20 protein-coding genes and 1 pseudogene are annotated in these 20870 nt (G+C 44.8%); 7 read left to right on the top strand and 14 right to left on the bottom strand.

Going from position 1 to position 20870, the window contains the following annotated elements; genetic code table 11:
• Window positions 1-5: 5 nt before the first annotated feature.
• From atpA to R2X38_RS05930, 10 genes are all read right to left on the bottom strand, one after another.
• Complete coding sequence (atpA, locus tag R2X38_RS05975) at window positions 6-1547, bottom strand: F0F1 ATP synthase subunit alpha (RefSeq protein WP_317521263.1); 1542 nt, start codon at window positions 1545-1547, stop codon at window positions 6-8.
• 14 nt (window positions 1548-1561) lie between these two features.
• Window positions 1562-2095, bottom strand: a complete 534-nt coding sequence (locus R2X38_RS05970) for a F0F1 ATP synthase subunit delta (protein WP_317521261.1) — start codon at window positions 2093-2095, stop codon at window positions 1562-1564.
• Between the two features lie 12 nt (window positions 2096-2107).
• Window positions 2108-2578, bottom strand: coding sequence for a F0F1 ATP synthase subunit B (locus R2X38_RS05965; RefSeq protein ID WP_317521259.1), 471 nt, complete (start codon window positions 2576-2578; stop codon window positions 2108-2110).
• A gap of 35 nt (window positions 2579-2613) precedes the next feature.
• The gene (gene atpE / locus R2X38_RS05960; RefSeq protein ID WP_237156928.1) at window positions 2614-2853 is read right to left on the bottom strand and encodes a F0F1 ATP synthase subunit C; all 240 of its coding nucleotides are present in this window, start codon (window positions 2851-2853) and stop codon (window positions 2614-2616) included.
• A gap of 40 nt (window positions 2854-2893) precedes the next feature.
• Window positions 2894-3661 (bottom strand): F0F1 ATP synthase subunit A, encoded by a 768-nt coding sequence (gene atpB, locus R2X38_RS05955; protein ID WP_317521258.1) that lies wholly within the window; start codon window positions 3659-3661, stop codon window positions 2894-2896.
• A 21-nt stretch (window positions 3662-3682) separates the two neighbouring features.
• The gene (locus R2X38_RS05950; protein WP_317521257.1) at window positions 3683-4057 is read right to left on the bottom strand and encodes a hypothetical protein; all 375 of its coding nucleotides are present in this window, start codon (window positions 4055-4057) and stop codon (window positions 3683-3685) included.
• Window positions 4058-4518: 461 nt separating this feature from the next.
• Window positions 4519-5496, bottom strand: a complete 978-nt coding sequence (locus R2X38_RS05945) for a porin (RefSeq protein ID WP_317521255.1) — start codon at window positions 5494-5496, stop codon at window positions 4519-4521.
• 260 nt (window positions 5497-5756) lie between these two features.
• The gene (gltS, locus tag R2X38_RS05940; protein WP_317521254.1) at window positions 5757-6974 is read right to left on the bottom strand and encodes a sodium/glutamate symporter; all 1218 of its coding nucleotides are present in this window, start codon (window positions 6972-6974) and stop codon (window positions 5757-5759) included.
• 141 nt (window positions 6975-7115) lie between these two features.
• Complete coding sequence (locus R2X38_RS05935; protein WP_317521253.1) at window positions 7116-9134, bottom strand: carboxylesterase family protein; 2019 nt, start codon at window positions 9132-9134, stop codon at window positions 7116-7118.
• Window positions 9135-9297: 163 nt separating this feature from the next.
• Complete coding sequence (locus R2X38_RS05930; RefSeq protein ID WP_317521252.1) at window positions 9298-10443, bottom strand: BamA/TamA family outer membrane protein; 1146 nt, start codon at window positions 10441-10443, stop codon at window positions 9298-9300.
• Here R2X38_RS05930 and R2X38_RS05925 point away from each other — a divergent pair.
• Complete coding sequence (locus tag R2X38_RS05925; protein WP_317521703.1) at window positions 10379-10549, top strand: hypothetical protein; 171 nt, start codon at window positions 10379-10381, stop codon at window positions 10547-10549. The genes R2X38_RS05930 and R2X38_RS05925 overlap by 65 nt on opposite strands.
• Before the next feature lie 116 nt (window positions 10550-10665).
• Here the strand turns inward: R2X38_RS05925 and pdxY are convergent, their stop codons facing one another.
• Complete coding sequence (gene pdxY / locus R2X38_RS05920; protein WP_317521250.1) at window positions 10666-11523, bottom strand: pyridoxal kinase PdxY; 858 nt, start codon at window positions 11521-11523, stop codon at window positions 10666-10668.
• Window positions 11524-11829: 306 nt separating this feature from the next.
• On the opposite strand from pdxY, the gene aspT (R2X38_RS05915) reads away from it, so the two are divergent.
• The 4 genes and pseudogenes from aspT (R2X38_RS05915) to R2X38_RS05905 form a co-directional block, all read left to right on the top strand.
• Window positions 11830-13542, top strand: coding sequence for an aspartate-alanine antiporter (gene aspT / locus R2X38_RS05915; RefSeq protein WP_317521245.1), 1713 nt, complete (start codon window positions 11830-11832; stop codon window positions 13540-13542).
• 89 nt (window positions 13543-13631) lie between these two features.
• Window positions 13632-15239, top strand: a complete 1608-nt coding sequence (locus R2X38_RS05910; protein WP_317521249.1) for a bifunctional aspartate transaminase/aspartate 4-decarboxylase — start codon at window positions 13632-13634, stop codon at window positions 15237-15239.
• A 248-nt stretch (window positions 15240-15487) separates the two neighbouring features.
• Window positions 15488-15586, top strand: a complete 99-nt coding sequence (locus R2X38_RS26775; protein WP_411184826.1) for a hypothetical protein — start codon at window positions 15488-15490, stop codon at window positions 15584-15586.
• Window positions 15587-15588: 2 nt separating this feature from the next.
• Window positions 15589-15831, top strand: a pseudogene (locus tag R2X38_RS05905) (DUF4437 domain-containing protein); the annotation flags it as partial.
• Window positions 15832-15909: 78 nt separating this feature from the next.
• On the opposite strand, the gene R2X38_RS05900 reads toward R2X38_RS05905, so the two are convergent.
• Together R2X38_RS05900 and R2X38_RS05895 are read right to left on the bottom strand one after the other, a co-directional pair.
• The gene (locus tag R2X38_RS05900; RefSeq protein WP_317521247.1) at window positions 15910-16113 is read right to left on the bottom strand and encodes a hypothetical protein; all 204 of its coding nucleotides are present in this window, start codon (window positions 16111-16113) and stop codon (window positions 15910-15912) included.
• Between the two features lie 21 nt (window positions 16114-16134).
• Window positions 16135-16332, bottom strand: a complete 198-nt coding sequence (locus R2X38_RS05895) for a hypothetical protein (RefSeq protein ID WP_317521246.1) — start codon at window positions 16330-16332, stop codon at window positions 16135-16137.
• Window positions 16333-16722: 390 nt separating this feature from the next.
• On the opposite strand from R2X38_RS05895, the gene aspT (R2X38_RS05890) reads away from it, so the two are divergent.
• Window positions 16723-18435: an aspartate-alanine antiporter gene (aspT, locus tag R2X38_RS05890; RefSeq protein ID WP_317521245.1), complete on the top strand. Its 1713-nt coding sequence runs from the start codon at window positions 16723-16725 to the stop codon at window positions 18433-18435.
• A 90-nt stretch (window positions 18436-18525) separates the two neighbouring features.
• Window positions 18526-20133 (top strand): bifunctional aspartate transaminase/aspartate 4-decarboxylase, encoded by a 1608-nt coding sequence (locus R2X38_RS05885; protein ID WP_317521244.1) that lies wholly within the window; start codon window positions 18526-18528, stop codon window positions 20131-20133.
• A gap of 95 nt (window positions 20134-20228) precedes the next feature.
• Here the strand turns inward: R2X38_RS05885 and R2X38_RS05880 are convergent, their stop codons facing one another.
• Window positions 20229-20870: a hypothetical protein gene (locus tag R2X38_RS05880; protein WP_317521243.1), complete on the bottom strand. Its 642-nt coding sequence runs from the start codon at window positions 20868-20870 to the stop codon at window positions 20229-20231.

Below are 20870 nucleotides of genomic sequence, written 5' to 3'. Positions count from 1 at the left end.
AGCTATCAAAATGCCTGTGTTGCGAAAAATTCCCGCAGCACTTGATGCAATTGAGCTTCGACTTGGTCGTCATAATGGCCACTAACATTTATCTTGGTTAGCAGATCGCTATATTGGCTATTGGCGAAATCAATCAAAGCCGTTTCAAACTCGACGACGCGTGCCAGCGGCACTTCAGTGAGGTAACCCTTTTCAGCAGCAAAAATACTCAGCGATTGTTCGGCAACCGGCATTGGCGAGTATTGTTTCTGCTTCATCAGCTCCGTCACCTTCTCGCCATGATCAAGCTGCTTACGGGTAGCATCATCCAAATCAGAGGAGAATTGGGCGAATGCGGCCAATTCACGGTACTGCGCGAGTGCAGTACGAATACCACCGGACAGTTTCTTCATGATCTTACTCTGCGCGGCGCCACCTACCCGGGATACAGAGATCCCCGGGTCAACCGCTGGGCGCAGACCCGCGTTGAACAGATGGGTTTGCAAGAAGATCTGGCCATCAGTAATCGAAATCACATTAGTTGGAACGAATGCAGACACATCCCCGGCTTGGGTTTCAATGATTGGCAACGCGGTTAACGAGCCAGTCTTCCCTTTTACTTCACCTTGGGTAAAACGCTCGACATATTCGGCATTAACCCGTGCAGCCCTTTCCAGAAGGCGCGAATGCAAATAGAACACATCGCCCGGAAACGCTTCACGACCCGGTGGTCGCTTCAGCAACAGTGAAATCTGACGGTATGCTACCGCTTGCTTTGACAAGTCATCGTAAACAATAAGGGCGTCTTCACCACGGTCACGGAAATACTCACCCATGGTACAACCGGCATAAGGTGCCAAGTATTGCAACGCAGCCGCTTCTGAAGCCGATGCCACCACAACAATGGTATTTTCCAGCGCGCCATGTTCTTCCAGTTTGCGAACGACATTGGCAATGGTGGAAGCCTTCTGGCCAATAGCGACATAGACAGAAAATATACCCGAGTCTTTTTGGTTGATAATGGCATCAATGGCCATTGCCGTTTTACCCGTCTGGCGGTCACCAATGATCAGCTCACGCTGGCCTCGGCCAATGGGAACCATGGCATCAACCGCCTTGTAGCCCGTTTGGATTGGCTGGTCGACCGACTTACGGTCAATCACACCCGGTGCAATAATTTCCACCGGAGCAAAGCCGTCATGCTCAATCGGCCCCTTGCCATCAATAGGTTGACCAAGTGTATTAACCACCCGACCTAGTAGCCCCTTACCAACGGGTACTTCAAGAATACGACCGGTTCCCTGCACTTTCATACCTTCACACAAATCTGCATAAGGGCCCATGACTACTGCGCCGACAGAATCACGCTCTAAGTTAAGGGCAAGGGCAAAACGATTGTCCGGCAAGGCTATCATCTCGCCCTGCATCACATCTGCAAGGCCGTTGATCTTAATAATGCCGTCGCTAACAGATATAATGGTTCCTTCATTATGAGCCTGTGCCGGCAGATCAAATTGTTCAATGCGCTGTCTAATTAGCTCGCTGATTTCATTCGAGTTTAATTGCATATCTTTTTTACCTATTAACTATGTAAGCGGCTCGATAGCGAGTCCACAGCATGCTTGATACTGCCATCCAATACGGTTTCACCATCTTTGAGCACCATGCCGCCTATTAATGCTTCATCAACGTCAATGTCTAACTCGACAGTGCATTGATATTTCGACTCCAGAGCGCTGGTCAGTTTTTCTGCCTGAGATAATTGCAGAGGCTCAGCGACAGTGACACTGACTACCTTGGTTCGTTGAAAGCTCGCCAAGATCTGCTCGAAACATGCTGTAATGTCCGGGAGCAACAATAGACGGTCATTTTCTGCAATGACTTTGAGGAAGTTAGTAAAATACGTGTCAATATTCTCGCCACATACATCAACAACAACCTGTAACCACACCGCTTTATCACTTACAGACGCCATCGTTTCGCTTGCTTGAAGTTCATGAATCACCTGGCCTACTAAAGCCAGCATGTCACTCCAAGACGCTAGTGCGTCGTGATCTTTGGCATACTCAAATGCAGCCTTTGCATAGGGACGAGCAATGCTATTTTCGTCTGACATCATTCTTCCCTTTTAGATTTCACGGATTAACTTATCGACAAACTCACGGTTAGTTGATGTATCCAAGTTTTTATCAATCAGCTTTTGGGCACATTCAATCACCAATGAAGCCATCTCTTCCTTGAGCTCGTTTTTCATTCGGCTCCGCTCCATTTCGATATCACCCAGGCCTTGCGCCACAATGCGTTCCTTTTCTTGTCCAGCAACCGCTTGGGCTTCTGCGATAATCTGAGCCTTACGCTGATTACCTTGCTCAACCAGTTGGGAGGCGTTTTGCTTGGCTTCATCAATCAATTGCTGGCCATTGGCCTTTGCGATTTGCAGTTCTTTTTCCGCATTGACCGATAAAGACAAAGATTTAGCAATTTCATCCCGTCTTTCATCCAATAACGCCAATAAAGGTGGCCACACGTACTTCATGCATAGCCATACAAAAATCACAAAGGAAATTGCCTGGCCAAGCAGGGTTGCGTTTAAATTCATAACATCCCCAGATTAAGCTTCGTTATTAATTAGGATTAGGCCACGGCAAAGATAATGTAGAGACCAATACCAACGCCGATCATTGGCACCGCATCTACAAGCCCCATCATGATGAAAAACTGAGTACGAAGCATAGGAGTCATATCAGGCTGTCGCGCTACGCCCTCTAGGTATTTACCCGCCAGGTTACCAATACCGCTTGCTGCACCAGCAGCACCCAAGCCAATCAACAAAGCACCAGCGACATAAAGAATTGCACTTGCAAGATCCATAATAATTCCTAGATAAAATTTAATTCAGTGTGTTAATTTGAAATTAGTCTTCTTCAACCGCCATCGCTAAATACACGACGGTAAGAACCATGAATATAAACGCTTGTAAAAAGACGATTAAAATGTGGAATAGCGCCCAAGGTACACTTAGTGCCCATTGCATCCACCAAGGCATTAATGCGATCAGGATAAAAATCATTTCCCCTGCATACATATTGCCGAATAAACGTAAACCTAATGAAATTGGCTTAGAAATCAATGTAATCATTTCTAAAACAAAGTTTACTGGATATAGCAAAGGGTGATCGAACGGTTGCGTTGTCAACTCTTTGATAAACCCCTTAATACCTTTATGCTTGAATGTATAGCCAATAATTAGAATGAACACACCCAATGCCATTGACATGGTAATATTCACATCTGCCGATGGTAAGTCCCTAAAATGCTCAAAGCCTAATATTCTGGTAAACATCGGGAAATAGTCAATTGGCAGCAAGTCAATCGCATTCATTAGGAAAACCCACACAAAAATAGTTAATGCCAATGGGCCAATTAACTTATCTTGGGTTTTGAATATCTCCTTAACCAAATCATTTACAAATTCAAAGGTGATCTCTATGAAGCATTGAAACCGGCTGGGAACTCCACTGGTTCCTTTCGTTGCTACAAACCTAAAAACACCAATAAAAACAAGACCAAAAATCCAAACCATCAACATGGAGTCAAGGTTGATACTCCAGAACCCTTCTCCTAGTGTTAGAAAGGTAAGATGGTGCTCAATATAATCATGAGCCGTTGTGAGTATTTCCACCTCATTTAATCCTACAACTGGTTAACTAAAAGCAGGCGAGATTAAATGTGCTAACGTAGTAACCACATAGGCCAGAAGCATCTCCGTATAACTCACTGATGAAAAGTGAATTACAGAAATAAATAGCAATGCTGTATATGCCCACTTGGTTGTAATATTTGTTACCGCTAACGACTTAGGGTTAAACACCCCAAGAACCTTAACTTTGAAATTTGCCATTTGCATTCCTAGTTGCGTTGGAAGGATAGACAAAATCACTCCAAACAACACAGACTTAATGTCAACATGACCATTCATTGCAAAACAAATGAAAACCAAGCTTGAACCAACAATACTCTGACTAATCAACATGCTATTGGCAGCTTGCTGTATATTATCACTCGCTAAACCATTCAATGTTACCCTCCCAATAACTCTATAACGACTTTAAAAACTCCTTTTTATCTATGTCTTGAGAATATAGTTATTATATTTATTGAAAGTACTAGCTGCACATCTCATTTGATGGATAAAACCCTTCATAAAAAATACGAAAACTTTAAATTAATATATTGCAAAAAAGGGAGGTTGCATTTATATTAACTGTTCAACAAAAAGCAGCCCACTCTTGCTGACCATATGTTGTAACTGCTATGTTTATTTAACTTGTTTCATGTTCCTCATCGGAAGAGGAGGCCTGACATTGTTTTAATGTAATAGGCTTTTTGCCCTAATTCTATGCTGATTGTATTTTACATTGGCATATAGTTAGGGCTTTTTTTTAGTGGCTAGCGGCTATTGGAAAAATATTGAACGAGAAGAACCCCAGCAATATAAATATTGCTGGGGTTCTATTTAAAGAAACAATTAGATGTTAATTAAAAAGTGTAACGCAGACCTAGACGAACAGTATCTTCAGCATCAACCTTTAGGATGTCTTGGTAACCATCACCAGCATCTAGGCGGTTATTCATGTAGGCAAGGTAGCCATAGATGTTATCGGAAAAATCATAACCAGCTGTCACTTCGAAGAAATCAGCAGTAGTATCCCCACCTATTTCTTGGTTTTGATAAGCACCAATCAACATAAAATCATTTTGGAATTTGTACTTCACCGCAAACTCAGTACCGTTGAAGTCATCTTCGTCGTTGTAGCTACCGTTAGTGTAGGTTAAAGCTGTATTTAGCCCACCACGAGTATAATTCACACCTGCAATGATTTGGTCCTGGTCATCGCCGTCATTCACTTCATTAGCAGAATAACCCAGAGCAATACCAACTCCCATTGGGAAACTGTAAAGTACAGAGACACCGTAACCGTCTGAATTGTCGTCCTCGCCTAGAATGTAACTTGCCTGCACATTGGCACCACCTACTTGAACACCATAAGCGATAGTGTTGTTGATCTGCTCGTCTCCTGATGCAATGAATGATTTCTGTGCGCCTGTAAATGTCGCGATATCCGACATATCAGAGATTTGTACACCGGCTGTATTCTGGCGACCAAAAGACAGTGCACCCCAGTTGCCTTTAAGGCCTGCATACATATAACGCTGCTTAAAGTTAGTCTCTTGTTCGTTATCACTTGATGAATTGACAGTTTGTTCGCCTTCGAAAAAACCATAGCCAGTGAGGTTATCATTGATTTCCGTTGAGCCACCGACATTTAAACGGAAACGGCTCTTGTTCTGCATCGTACCATCAACTTTGTCGCCATTTTCCTTGCCATTGAAGTCACCACGGAACTCTGCACGACCGCCGATGTTTAGTTCACTACCATTCTGGCTATAAACATTTGCTGCTGTTGCTGTCGTCGCCATACTTGCCAATGCCAGAGTGATAAGTGTTTTCTTCATTTTTTATTTCCTAATAAGTAAATCAATAGAGAAAAGCAATAAAATAATTTTGCTTGGTTTTATTTTTTAATCTGAACTGATTTGAGGTTTGGATTTTAATTTATGTAGCCGTCACATCAGTTAGCGAGGGAGAATATAAGGTAAAAACATATAACCCAATAATCCCTTATGATGGACCAAACCCATCGTTAACTATTTATAAAAAAAGCCTGCAGTATATTGCAGGCTTTTTTGACTTAAATCGTTGGCTAATAGAAGGTTTAAGCAATTACGCTGATAAATCCTTGTAAAATTACCAGATTAACCATATCGATAAAAAAGGCTCCGACGATAGGAATGACAACAAAGGCTTGCGGCGATGGCCCATACTCATTAACCAGCGTTCCCATATTCATAACAGCTGTCGGCGTTGCCCCTAACCCAAAGCCACAGTGCCCTGCTGATATGACAGCTGCGTCGTAGTTTTTACCCATTAACCTGAACGTGACAAAATACGAAAACAGAGCCAGGATTACCGTCTGTGTGATTAGGATAAGTAAAAACGGCAAAGCCAAATCGAAGATATTCCAAAGTTTTAAACTCATCAAAGCCATCGCCAAAAATAAATACAGTGAAACCGTGCCTAAAATATCTGTGGTTTCGGTATCTACTGGCTTAACTTTCAACACATCACAAATGTTGGTGATGATCACACCGATAAACAATGCATAGACAAAGTCCGGGATCATCAACCAATCTACCTCCAAACCATTCACGAGTTGATGGAGGTATTTAGCTCCTGTTACACACAGCATGATCAAGAACAGGTTACCGATGACTTTCTGTGCTGTTACCCGCTCAATCTTTGTTTCTATAAACGTGACGACATCAGATTGCCCTAGACTTTCCTCGCTACAGGCCTGTGTAAGTGCATTCTTATTGATCAACCTTTTACCGACAGGGCTACCTATAATTCCCCCCATCACTAGCCCAAAGGTTGCGGCAGCCATTGCAATCTCCATGGTATGCTCCAGGCCAAAACTGTCGGAAAATGTTTGCGCCCAAGCCGCACCGGTACCATGCCCACCAGATAAAGTGATGGACCCAGCTATCAGCCCCATCAAGGGCTCAAGACCCAACATGGTCGCCATTCCGACCCCTACACCGTTCTGGATAATGATATAAATGGAAGCAACCAGCAGAAAAACAAATACCTTAGCCCCGCCTTTGGCTAGCTGCTTAAAGCTTGCCGCCAAACCCACGGTACTGAAAAACATCAGCATTAAAGTATTTTGTAGGGGTAAATCAAATTCTATTTGTATATCGCTAAGGTGCAGGGTTGTAATGATGCAGGCAATTACCAAACCGCCGACAATTGGCTCGGGAATACTAAACTTGCGGAAAACGGCAACATGCTTATTGATAACCAAACCAAGAATAAGCACACAAATTGCGATTAGAAAAGATTCCAATGTGCCAATTGAAATTAAAGTATCCATAGAGCCTCGACGTACAGAATACCCAGCAAAATATTCCTGGGCTTTAAAACTAAGTGGTATTCATTTCGTATGAAAATCATTAAGGGCGAAAGTAAACAGGAAGGTCCAAGAACCTTCCTGCTGTATTTTGTTAAAGATCGACTACATACTCATATAGTCAAATAGAATATCTTGCTGTCCTAATGCTGTGCATAACCCAGTCGAAACACTTGGATCTATACTTTGGTTGTACTGTTCATCCCAGCTCGATTGATAGTCAAACCGACCCTCATTGGTCACTACCATCACATCACGAGGATCACTCACATGACTAAAAAGATCATCACTAAACCAACGTCGTGACATTTCCTGTTGCAAGGCTTTATCGCTGTTGCTAAGAGACAGCATTTTTTGCTCATTGACGTTGTAGTTCTTGTTAAACACAAACGGCAGTTCAGCACTGTTACACGCCTTACCCGCAATGCAGCCTACAGACTTCAGCGTCCCGTTAAGCGGGTCGATGATACCCATCGGATCTTGTTTCACGTCTTCAGGAAAATCCAAATCCAGGGGATTAACAGAAAAGCCAGCTTTGAAATCATACTGATACAAGCTTACTGGTACCCTCTCTTGATTTTGCGCAACACTGTATCCGGCACACGCGTAGATCACATCATTCATCAGCTTGTGGTACTTGGTAATATTGCTCAGTGCGCCATCATCTAATAGCTGTTTATCATCATTCGGTGCGTAGTCCGCTAACTTCAGTGCGCCTGAAGCAGTGTTGTTCAGGAGGCCAAAGAATAAGCGAGGAATGACGTTATATAAATTTTGACGAATAGTCACATCAATATCCATCCCCTCTACAACAGCCTTTGCAGCAATAATTGCTAACCTTTGTGATAAGGATAAATCATCTCTTTCAAGTAACTTATCCATCAAACCCAAAACATCCTCGGTAGTGATTGACTCATCAAATCCAAGTTCTGGAATGAGTAATGGATTCCCATCATCGTCTGATAAGTTATATAAAAAAGTGAGATCCAATATCGACGCAAATTTTGACGAGTCGTATTTGTTATAGCTAAGCACTGTCGGTACTTGAAATTGTGTCTGGTAAGGTTGCTCGACAACCTGTACCTGCCCAGTACGGTTTTCATCGCCCTCTTCCACCTCAATATATGGTGCGAACGGCATCACTGATGAAGTGTTAGGCGCCGAAGTAAACCACCCGATCAGTTTCTTATCCGCACGGTTTGCAATTTGCTGTACTTCAACAATCTCTTCAACTGACAGTTTGTCGAGTGTTGTTTGATATTGTTGAGCGGCAAATTCTGTGATCGTATTCTTAACAGATTCAGCAGCACTGCTGTCCTTCAGAGCCAACCCAATAGGGTTGCTCTGCATAATTGCGCGGTCAAAATAATCAAACTGTTTGTCGTCTTCGTTGGCAGTAGCTTGCTGGATAATACCGATAGACATAGCCCCTGCATCTTGACCGAAAACCGTGACATTGGTGCTATCACCGCCAAATATATCAATATTGCTTTTCACCCACTCTAGTGCACGTTTTTGGTCGCCAAGACCATAATTGCCGCCAGTAGCCTCTTCGCTATGCAGGCTACCCAACATCCCTAACCGGTAGTTCAAGGTCACTGCAATAAACGGTTCTGTACGCTCACCTAATGTAGTGTCCGAGACACTTTGAGCAACGATGACATCACCCCGGTTGAGCTTGTGTGAGCCGGAACCGGTTTCAAATGATCCACCGTGAATAAAGACATACACCGGAAGTTTTCTGTCATTTTCAATATTTGCTGGTCGCCAAATATTCAGGTTAAGGCAATCTTCTGATTGGGTGGCAATACTTGCACTTGTTTGCGGACAAATATCACCAAACGCTTTCGCTGAAATATCACCCTTGGGACTCATCAACTGGCTATGCTGAAAACGCTCGGCTTTGGCAAAACGCAGACCTTTATAGGCTTCTATTTGAACATTCTCTGTTTCACCATTGATATTAGTAATCTGAACTGTTTCAGCCACGCCTGTAATTGTGGCGTTATCACTATACACTACAGCGCTATTGTCAACCGGGCTTTCTTTTTTATCATCACTACCACAGGCAGCCAAGCCCATGGCAATCGTTGTTGCCACCAGAGTACGAGTAAACAGTTTCATAAAAATCTTCTTCAGAAAAATGATCGTGAATTAAGTTCATGCCCAACGCGCTAAACGAATGCCACTAGCCCGTGAATGAAGCGTATTGTAGAGAGTTGACATCAAATGCCGTAATCCATTATGTAGGACGTTATCCACCCTTATTTAAAAGCGCATAAAGCCTTTATAACCCTGAACCCACCTGAAAATACAACGTACTGTCACCTTCGCTAAAGGCAACATCTACCCCCATATGGATACCGTACCGACGTGCAATTTGATATCGGAAGCCCACACCATAGGCGTCAACACTACTTTCACTTTTAGTAAGAGGGTTTTTCAAAAGCCCATTGTCAGTTGCCTTACCCGCACCATAGAAGCCAGATAGGGTCCAACGGTTATCTAGGTGGTACATCAATTGGCCTTGCAGGGTGGTTACTTCATCACCCTGGTAACGAAACGCCGAAACACCTCTCAAATCGATGTAAGGTTTAGACAAAGGCGGTAAAAACCACTCATCGGTTTTTAGGTTCTGGTAATCACCAGCAACAGCCACAGTCCATTTGTCGTTCAGTGGAATATAGCCTTCCCCTTCCAGTTTGAACTGATCATATTCGTAGTCACTCCCGATAGCCTCTCGGTAGAGGTCATATTCAGCATTCACCACAAAGCCGTTTCGGGGGAAGAATAGATTGTCTATGGTTTCATATTTCGCCAAAAAGCCAATACTGGACATGTTTGTCTCTTTACCCATAAACCCCGTCAGGAGCTTATCTGCTAGCGAGTTGGACGACTCAATAGTTGAGTGCGAAAAAAACTGTTTAACTCCCAGAAATAGCGGGGATTCTCCTACCCTAAATTCTGCTTTCTGCAACACCACAAGGCCGGTAGATTCAGTATCAAATGCCAACTCAATATCATTGCCACCCAATGTAAGCGTGTCATAGATATCGAGTTTGGCGTTACCGTAACCGACAGCGCCCAAATATCGGATCTTATCTTTATTCCATGTCCGGCGATGAGCAGCGAAAGCTAGCCATGTGCCGTTTTGAGTCCCGGCAGCCCCAACGACTGTTACAGCAGGCGGAATAAGTTGGGCTCCACCATCCAGTGATTGTTGTGCGAGTTGTTTACGCTGTTGCTTTTCTGATTCCGACTCATGGAGGAAAATACCCATAGCACCACCGCCATAACCGACAGCAGGTTCGGTGATAATGATCGGTACGGGTAGAAAACCATAAGCGTTTTCTGCAAGGTAATCTCCCATGTCAAACTTACCATCCACAGGATCGGTGAATGAGATTGCGTTTGCTGCTGGAATAACAGTCATGGCTGCACTGAAAAAAGCAGCCGTGGAAGTGATTTTTTTTAACATGAGAGGTCAATATGATTATTATTTTAAAAAAAGACTTTCATTAACTGGAAGCCAGTTATGATTTGAAAGGGCTTAATTGCCGCTACACCAATCATCGAAAATACCAACATCAAGGTCGGTACTAAACTCTTGTAGACAAGAGAAAACCAAGTGGTTAATTGATTATTACTAGACAAACTAAGCAATCCTTTTCAACTTATATTTATTTCTCGGGAAGAATATATCGTCCTGGGCTGCAATTGTTTGTAATTCCCACTCATTCAATTGGTACGTTTTCTCTAATACTGAATAGCTGGCATTGTTACAGAACTCAAAAGCAATCCGCGAGTTTTGGCTACTCAGGTATTTCCCCGTAAACAAGGCCGATATCAAATCACCTACGCCAACTGGCTGCTTGGAAAAAGCTAAATATGGACGTTCGGCCAGCCACACACCGTCTTCAGAGGCCATCATCATAGTGAATGTGTCGTTGCTGACACTGTGAAGGTGTTTAACCACGACCAGTTTTGGGCCTTTGCTCAATGCGGCTTGGCATGCCGTAATGGCATCTTGTAGGTTGTTAATTTCCAAACCAGTAAACTGGGTAAGTTCATATTGGTTAGGCACAATAATATCCGCCATTGGCATCAGTTGGCTAACCAAGACTTCTGCTACGCCCGGCGCCACGATACACCCTTTGGCTGGGTCACCCATTACAGGGTCACAGGTATAGATAGCTTCAGGGTTACGCGCTTTGACCCGCTTGACCGTGTCGATAACAGCTTCGCACTGCTCCGCACTGCCCTGGTAGCCTGATAGCACGGCTAGGCATTGGTCTAGCTTCCCTATATTGTCGATACCGCTGACCAACTCGGTGATATCTTCAGCAGCAAAGGCTCTGCCTGTCCACCCTTGTTCATACTGGGTATGGTTAGAGAACTGCACGGTATGAATAGGCCAAACATCAAACCCCATTCTCTGCAGCGGAAATACCGCTGAGCTATTCCCTGCCTTTCCATACACAACATGTGACTGAATGGATAGAATACCAGACATATCTCACCTTCTTCGTTATTTGATTAAGGAAACTAGGCCACGTATCGCTGACCGTATAATTTGGCCGCATAGAGTAAGTAGTCTAAAGAGATTTCAATAATCGGTTTTGACGGATAGCATCCATCGTTATTGATGGATTTAATTATTGATGGGTAACGTCCTACAAAAGTGATTATTAGATTAAATAATCTCGCCCTATTATTTTTCACGAACCAGAGCACAGGCTAATTTTTGCTGCTCAAACTATTATTCACGGAGACTCCGTTGAATATCAAATATGACATTATATTTCTTATTGGTAAAACGATGACTATTATTCAAAACTTAATTAGTAGTTCGCCTTTTATCGCCCTATTTTTAACATTAGCCTTCGGATACTTAATTGGTAAAATTACAATTGGCCGATTTGTACTAGGTGGTGTTGCAGGTACACTGTTAGTCGGTGTTCTCATTGGGCAATTCGGCGTTCATATTGATCCAGGCGTAAAAAGTATTTTCTTCGCTCTCTTTATTTACGCAGTTGGTTTCCAGGGCGGCCCCCAGTTCTTTAGTGCTTTAAACTTCCGTACTGTGAACATCCTGCTTTCTGCAGTCGTGATGACAGTCACCGGTTTATTGTGCGTATTGGCAGCAGCTTGGATTTTCGATCTCGACCGAGGCACGGCTGCTGGCCTTGCGGCGGGTGGCCTGACTCAGTCTGCCATTATTGGTACAGCGGGTGATGCAATTGCCAAGCTTTCAGGCCTAACTGCGGAAGCTAAGCAATTGATGCAAACCAACGTGGCGGTAGGCTACGCGGTCACCTATATCTTTGGCTCGCTAGGTCCTATTTTGATGGTGACCTGGATCATCCCAACCATCATGAAATGGGATATTCGCGGCGAAGCCATCAAGCTGGCTGAGAAAGTCTCTGGTGGCAAACCTGAGCTCGCACCGGGTGAATTCAACGCGCTGACCGATTTGGTAACCCGTGCATATTTGGTGGATGCAAAAAGCAGCCTGCAAGGCAAGACCATTGCCCAAGCGAACGAGAACCTGCTCGAGATCGCCATTGAAGTCATTGAGCGTGACGGCAGAAGCCTTGATATCGATAAGTACACCCCAATCCAAAACGGTGATGTGGTTATCGTCACTGGTCGCCGCAACCAGGTCCGTGAAATTGCCCAGGACATTGGCCGGGAAGTCGAGGTACCTGCAGGTATCGAGCTTATCGAAGAAAATCGCCAGCTGATTGCCACGGATTCCAAATTAATCGGTAAGACCCTTGCGCAGGTTAAGCGCGAAACCAATGCCGATGTAGCGCGTGGTATCTATGTCACTGATTACAAACGTGCTGGCAATAGTGTTGATATAAGCCCTGATGTGGTGGTGAAAAAGAATGATGTCATCCAGCTAACTGGTACGGCAAAAGATATTAACCGTGTCGAGAACAATATCGGTAAACGCTTGGGCTCTGCCTTTGTCACCGACTATGTGTTCTTCGGCCTGGGGATGGTACTGGGCTTCCTGATTGGCATGATTAGCTTCAAGATCGCGGGTATCCCAGTCACTATCGGCTCTGGTGCAGGCTGTCTGATTTCAGGCCTGATGGTTGGTTGGCTGCGCAGCCGCAACCCTCGAGTGGCTTCACTGCCGCTGGGTGCAGGTAACTTCCTGCGTGATTTTGGCTTGGCTGTCTTTGTCGGCATCGTGGGTCTTGAAGCAGGACCGCAAGCGGTCGTGGCGGTACAAGAGCATGGTTTGACGCTACTGTTCCTTGGTGTAGGCGTTACCTTAATTCCGCAGCTTATTTCTTTCTTCTTCTCTTACTACGTGTTGAGAATTAGAAACCCGATTGAAGCGCTAGGTTGTGTAACCGGTGGTCGCAGTGCCAACCCTGGTTTTGCCGCCCTACTTGAAAAAGCTGGCAACTCTACACCGGTATTTACCTTCACAGTAACTTACGCGGTAGCCAACGTATTACTGACACTTTGGGGGCCAATTATTATCGGCATTATCAGTAAAAACGCCGGTATGTAACCCCACACAGAATCTTATTTAAACATTAACTCAACACTTGCGGGTGTATTTGGGACAGCCAATTACGCCCCCTTTAAAGAGAAAGTATTATGACAACTGAAACTAACACTATCGACTTTTCAAAATTCGCGAACCTCAGCCCATTTGAGCTTAAAGACAAATTGATTGAAGTGGCACAAACCGTACCAGACCGTGCTCTGCTAGATGCAGGCCGTGGTAACCCTAACTTCCTAGCGACGCTTCCTCGCCGCGCCTTCCTGCGCCTGGGTGATTTTGCCCTGGAAGAATCAGAGCGTACTTACTCTTACCTGAACGGTGGTTTCGGTGGTATCCCAGACGGTGTGGGCATTGTTGAGCGCTTCGACACTTTTGCTAAGCAAAACGCTAACGCCGAAGGTGTGAAGTTCCTGCAAAAAGCATTGAGCTACACCAAAGACCGCCTAGGTATCGACAAGCAGGTATTCCTTAACGAGTTGGTTAACGCTTTCCTTGGCTGTAACTACCCAGTGCCTGATCGCATGCTGACCAACATCGAACAAGTGGTTAAGCAATACATCGGCCAGGAAATGTACGGCAACATCCCAATGTCGAATGACTTTGACCTTTTCGCGACTGAAGGCGGAACAGCGTCAATGACCTACAGCTTCCAGTCTATGTTCAACAACGGCCTGCTTAAAAAAGGTGACAAAATTGCGCTTATTACGCCAATTTTCACCCCTTACCTGGAAATCCCAGAGCTGACTGAGTACGAACTGGACATTGTTGAGCTTCGCCTAGATGAAGAAACATGGCAGCTACCGGATGCAGAAATTGCCAAGCTAGAAGACACGGATATCAAACTACTGTGCGTGGTAAACCCTGCAAACCCTGCATCGGTGAAAATGTCTGATGAGACACTAGACAAGATTGCAACGCTAATCGACACCAAGCGTAAAGATCTGTTCATCATTACTGATGATGTATACGGCACATTTGCAGATGATTTCGTATCTCTATTTGCTAAATGCCCATACAACACCCTATGTGTTTACTCATTCTCTAAATACTTCGGTGCAACAGGCTGGCGTCTGGGCGTTATCGGTATTCAACACAACAACGTGTTCGATGACGCACTACAGAACCAATCTGAAGAGCAAAAACTGCTACTGGATGACCGTTATAAAACACTGACTCCAGAGCCACGCACGATTAAATTTATCGACCGCATGGTTGCAGAAAGCCGTGGTGTTGCCCTTAACCACACCGCAGGCCTTTCTCTTCCACAACAGGTTCAGATGGCACTATTCTCACTAGCTTGCCTAATGGATGCGGAAGAAACCTATAAAGATGCCTGTAAGAACATTATCCGCCAGCGTTACAACACCCTGTACAAAAACATGGGTGTTGAGATGGAAAAAGATGTCAACCGCGTTGATTACTACACCCTGCTGGACCTTGATGTACTGGGTGCCAAGATGTACGGCCAAGAATTCGTTGACTGGTTCAAAGGCAACAACAAAGGTAAGGACTTCTTGTTCCGCCTTGCTCACGAAACCGGCGTTATCTTGCTACCGGGTAAAGGTTTCGACGTTGTACACGGCTCGGTACGCGTCTCGCTAGCTAACCTGACTCACCACGAGTATGAGCTAATTGGCCGCGAAACCCGTAAGGTGCTGGATGAGTACTACCACGACTTCATCACAGCGACGCAAGCTTAATGGTTGAGGTGCTATGATCCCCCTCATAGCAACTTAAACCAGTAAGTCTAAGCCCCGTAAACAACCTGAGTGTTTACGGGGCTTTTTACTTCCAATAAGTTTTAATTGTGCCAATTTCATCTAGCTTAGAAAGTTTAATTATGCTGGTTTTCGTTAAGACTATTTTCATAGCGCTGGCGATTACACACGCAATTTGATGCAACTATACTCACCTCAAACAAAACGATGAGAACAGGACTCGTGATGAAATTGAATGGGGCTATCTTAACCCACTACGTGGTGCCTTAAGTCCCGGTGCGGCCGATCTGTGGGGTGACCGTACCGAAGATACCGCACTTCTGCGGTAGGTGGATCGATGGTAAAAATACCTTCTGGTTTTAGCGGTACTATCTCAACCAAGGCCAGTGAATTCCGTGCTGTTGTGATTGCAGGGCAGTTTAATTATAAATCGAAAGACCTAGAGACAGCAATGAACCTAGGGGCAGGTAGCTATATCGAATCTACGGGCGACTTTACCCACGAACTCGTAAATACTGGCGATAACGAAGTGACGCTATACATCCGCACTGATGCAAAATACAACGTAAAGTAAACTAACCTTTGCAAAAGTAAAATGCCGCCCAAATAGGTGCGGCATTTTTCATTTGTCATAAGTTACTCTTTTCAGCCATTACTGCATAGACAATAGCCCAAATAAAAGAATGACGGATACGGCAAAAGCAAATAAGACGATTCGTACAACTGTTACAACATACTGTTTTCCATACCATTTGATATCTGGTTCACTGTTCGCCTGTTTTTCAATTTCTCTTTTTAGTTCTTCAACATCAAACCGAAGATGTGTCCTTTCTTCAATCAACTGCTTTTCTTTCATACGCTCACCTCAAAAAAAGCTTCACCCAAAAATAACCAAACCAATCAAACCAGTAATGACACAACCTAGAATGATGGAAAAAACCAGCATTACCCAAGGATGGTTTTGAGTCCAATAATTGAAATCATTCAAACCATTAGATTTTGATGGTGTAAGATCGGTTGGCTCAACATCCAGAACACGCTTAATAAACAGCGACTTATAAAGTTTTATTTTCATTTATATCCTGAGCATCACTTGTATATATAACTGTTTCCTATCTTATATTAGACGCATATTAAATCATCATCTCCAATGAATGATCTCACCCTCTAAATCAATGATTTTTTCCACTCATAAAGGCCAACCAAAAGCAGCTCACTGTCACTATTGAGCTGAGACATATTTATGATGGACTGATAAATCGGTTTTGACGGACAACACCCACCATTACTGAGTAAAAAATTTAATTGATGGATACCATCCATCAAAATCGATTGTTAGATTTATTTCTTCTGCCTTATTATTTTCACGAACCGGAGCACAGGCTAATTTTTGCTGCTCTAACTATTATTCACGGAGACTCCGTTGAATATCAAATATGACATTATATTTCTTATTGGTAAAACGATGACTATTATTCAAAACTTAATTAGTAGTTCGCCTTTTATCGCCCTATTTTTAACATTAGCCTTCGGATACTTAATTGGTAAAATTACTATTGGCCGATTTGTTCTAGGTGGTGTTGCAGGTACACTGTTAGTCGGTGTTCTCATTGGGCAATTCGGCGTTCATATTGATCCAGGCGTAAAAAGTATTTTCTTCGCTCTCTTTATTTACGCAGTTGGTTTCCAGGGCGGCCCCCAGTTCTTTAGTGCTTTGAACTTCCGTACTGTGAACATCCTGCTTTCTGCAGTCGTGATGACCGTCACCGGTTTACTGTGTGTACTGGCAGCGGCCTGGATCTTCGACCTCGACCGAGGCACGGCTGCTGGCCTTGCGGCAGGTGGCCTCACTCAGTCTGCCATTATTGGTACAGCGGGTGATGCGATTGCCAAGCTTTCTGGCCTGACAGCCGAAGCTAAGCAACTGATGCAAACCAACGTGGCGGTAGGCTACGCGGTCACCTATATCTTTGGCTCGCTAGGTCCTATTTTGATGGTGACCTGGATCATCCCAACCATCATGAAATGGGATATCCGCGGCGAAGCCATCAAGCTGGCAGAGAAAGTCTCTGGTGGCAAACCTGAGCTCGCGCCGGGTGAATTCAACGCGCTGACCGATTTGGTAACCCGTGCATATTTGGTGGATGCAAAAAGCAGCCTGCAAGGCAAGACCATTGCCCAAGCGAACGAGAACCTGCTCGAGATCGCCATTGAAGTCATTGAGCGTGACGGCAGAAGCCTTGATATCGATAAGTACACTCCAATCCAAAACGGTGATGTGGTTATCGTCACTGGCCGCCGCAACCAGGTCCGTGAAATTGCCCAGGACATTGGCCGGGAAGTCGAGGTACCTGCAGGTATCGAGCTTATCGAAGAAAATCGCCAGCTGATTGCCACGGATTCCAAATTAATCGGTAAGACCCTTGCGCAGGTTAAGCGCGAAACCAATGCCGATGTAGCGCGTGGTATCTATGTCACTGATTACAAACGTGCTGGCAATAGTGTTGATATAAGCCCTGATGTGGTGGTGAAAAAGAATGATGTCATCCAGCTAACCGGTACGGCAAAAGATATTAACCGTGTCGAGAACAATATCGGTAAACGCTTGGGCTCTGCCTTTGTCACCGACTATGTGTTCTTCGGCCTGGGGATGGTACTGGGCTTCCTGATTGGCATGATCAGCTTCAAGATCGCGGGTATCCCAGTCACTATCGGCTCTGGTGCAGGCTGTCTGATTTCAGGCCTGATGGTTGGTTGGCTGCGCAGCCGCAACCCTCGAGTGGCTTCATTGCCGTTGGGTGCAGGTAACTTCCTGCGTGATTTTGGCTTGGCTGTCTTTGTCGGCATCGTGGGTCTTGAAGCAGGACCGCAAGCGGTCGTGGCGGTACAAGAGCATGGTTTGACGCTACTGTTCCTTGGTGTTGGCGTTACCTTAATTCCGCAGCTTATTTCTTTCTTCTTCTCTTACTACGTGTTGAGAATTAGAAACCCAATTGAAGCGCTAGGTTGTGTAACCGGTGGTCGCAGTGCCAACCCTGGTTTTGCCGCCCTACTTGAAAAAGCTGGCAACTCTACACCGGTATTTACCTTCACAGTAACTTACGCGGTAGCAAACGTATTACTGACACTTTGGGGCCCAATTATTATCGGCATTATCAGTAAAAACGCCGGTATGTAATCCCCTTACTTAATTCGAAAAACATTAACTCAACACTTGCGGGTGTATTTGGGTCGGCCAATTACACCCCACCCTAAGAGAAAAAAGATTATGACTACTGAAACTAACACTATCGACTTTTCAAAATTCGCGAACCTAAGCCCATTTGAGCTTAAAGACAAACTGATCGAAGTGGCACAAACCGTACCAGACCGTGCACTGCTAGATGCAGGCCGTGGTAACCCTAACTTCCTAGCGACGCTTCCTCGCCGCGCCTTCCTGCGCCTGGGTGATTTTGCCCTGGAAGAATCAGAGCGTACTTACTCTTACCTGAACGGTGGTTTCGGTGGTATCCCAGACGGTGTGGGCATTGTTGAGCGCTTCGACACTTTTGCTAAGCAAAACGCTAACGCCGAAGGTGTGAAGTTCCTGCAAAAAGCATTGAGCTACACCAAAGACCGCCTAGGTATCGACAAGCAGGTATTCCTTAACGAGTTGGTTAACGCTTTCCTTGGCTGTAACTACCCAGTGCCTGATCGCATGCTGACCAACATCGAACAAGTAGTTAAGCAATACATCGGCCAGGAAATGTACGGCAACATCCCAATGTCGAATGACTTTGACCTGTTTGCGACCGAAGGCGGTACTGCGTCAATGACCTACAGCTTCCAGTCTATGTTCAACAACGGCCTGCTTAAAAAAGGTGACAAAATTGCGCTTATTACGCCAATTTTCACCCCTTACCTGGAAATCCCAGAGCTGGCTGAGTACGAACTGGACATTGTTGAACTTCGCCTAGATGAAGAAACATGGCAGCTACCGGATGCAGAAATTGCCAAGCTAGAAGACACTGATATCAAACTACTGTGCGTGGTAAACCCAGCGAACCCGGCATCGGTGAAAATGTCTGATGAGACACTAGACAAGATTGCAACGCTAATCGACACCAAGCGTAAAGATCTGTTCATCATTACTGATGATGTATACGGCACATTTGCAGATGATTTCGTATCTCTATTTGCTAAATGCCCATACAACACCCTATGTGTTTACTCATTCTCTAAATACTTCGGTGCAACAGGCTGGCGTCTGGGCGTTATCGGTATTCAACACAACAACGTGTTCGATGACGCACTACAGAACCAATCTGAAGAGCAAAAACTGCTACTGGATGACCGTTATAAAACACTGACGCCAGAGCCACGCACGATTAAATTTATCGACCGTATGGTTGCAGAAAGTCGTGGTGTTGCCCTTAACCACACCGCAGGCCTTTCTCTTCCACAACAGGTTCAGATGGCACTGTTCTCACTCGCTTGCCTAATGGATGCGGAAGAAACCTATAAAGATGCGTGTAAGAACATTATCCGCCAGCGTTACAACACCCTATACAAAAACATGGGTGTTGAAATGGAAAAAGATGTCAACCGCGTTGATTACTACACCCTGCTGGACCTTGATGTACTGGGTGCCAAGATGTACGGCCAAGAATTCGTTGACTGGTTCAAAGGCAACAGCAAAGGTAAGGACTTCTTGTTCCGCCTTGCTCACGAAACCGGCGTTATCTTGCTACCGGGTAAAGGTTTCGACGTTGTACACGGCTCGGTACGCGTCTCACTGGCTAACCTGACTCACCACGAGTATGAGTTGATCGGCCGCGAAACCCGTAAGGTGCTGGATGAGTACTACCACGACTTCATCACAGCAACCCAAGCTTAATGGTTGATGGTGCTATGATCCCCCTCATAGCAGCTTAAACCAGTAAGTCTAAGCCCCGTAAACAACCTGAGTGTTTTCGGGGTTTCTCGTATTACCTAAAGCTCGGCCGAGACCGAGCCCTTATATCGAGTTCTTAATAATTCAGATGTTAATTGCTCAAAAATTCTCGTCATCGCAACACCATATCCTTCCGCCAATAACAATGGTGACTTATTCTCGATTGGAATGCGACTTGTGTAGGTCTTAGAGAAAACCACTCCCGGACGGTAATCGGTATTATCAACCAGAAAAAACTGTATCTCCATGACTGCCGTCGGTTGCTGTCCTGGGCGAAAATCGCCAAACAACTTTGTAATAGTCACCTGTAACACTTGATTGGAAGGCGTATGCACACTGGGCAAAACGATAATATCGTATAGGCCAGACTGCTGAAGCCAGCTAGCAAGTTGGTTGGAGAGGATTGATTCAGGATCGCTAATAAAACGGTTATAGTAGTCTTTTTCAAAACGTACTTCGTTCAATCGATAAATCATTTGAGTATCATTGAATGGCGGTACACTTCGTACGTGATCAATACGTAATGTTTCTCCGATTCGAGCTGATGCCACCATGGGTGGACTAGCAGACATCGCATAGTTTGTCGGCTGTGGAATACTGTCACCCACGCTACACCCAGCCAACACCCCTACAAGCAAAAATGCGGTTAACATTAATGAAAGGCACTTTGCCAAGTTCAT

The organism is Photobacterium rosenbergii (assembly GCF_033022775.1).
In the GTDB taxonomy this organism is placed as follows: domain Bacteria; phylum Pseudomonadota; class Gammaproteobacteria; order Enterobacterales; family Vibrionaceae; genus Photobacterium; species Photobacterium rosenbergii_A.
Note: the sequence above shows the minus strand (reverse complement) of the source record. Positions and strands in the feature narration are given on the sequence as shown.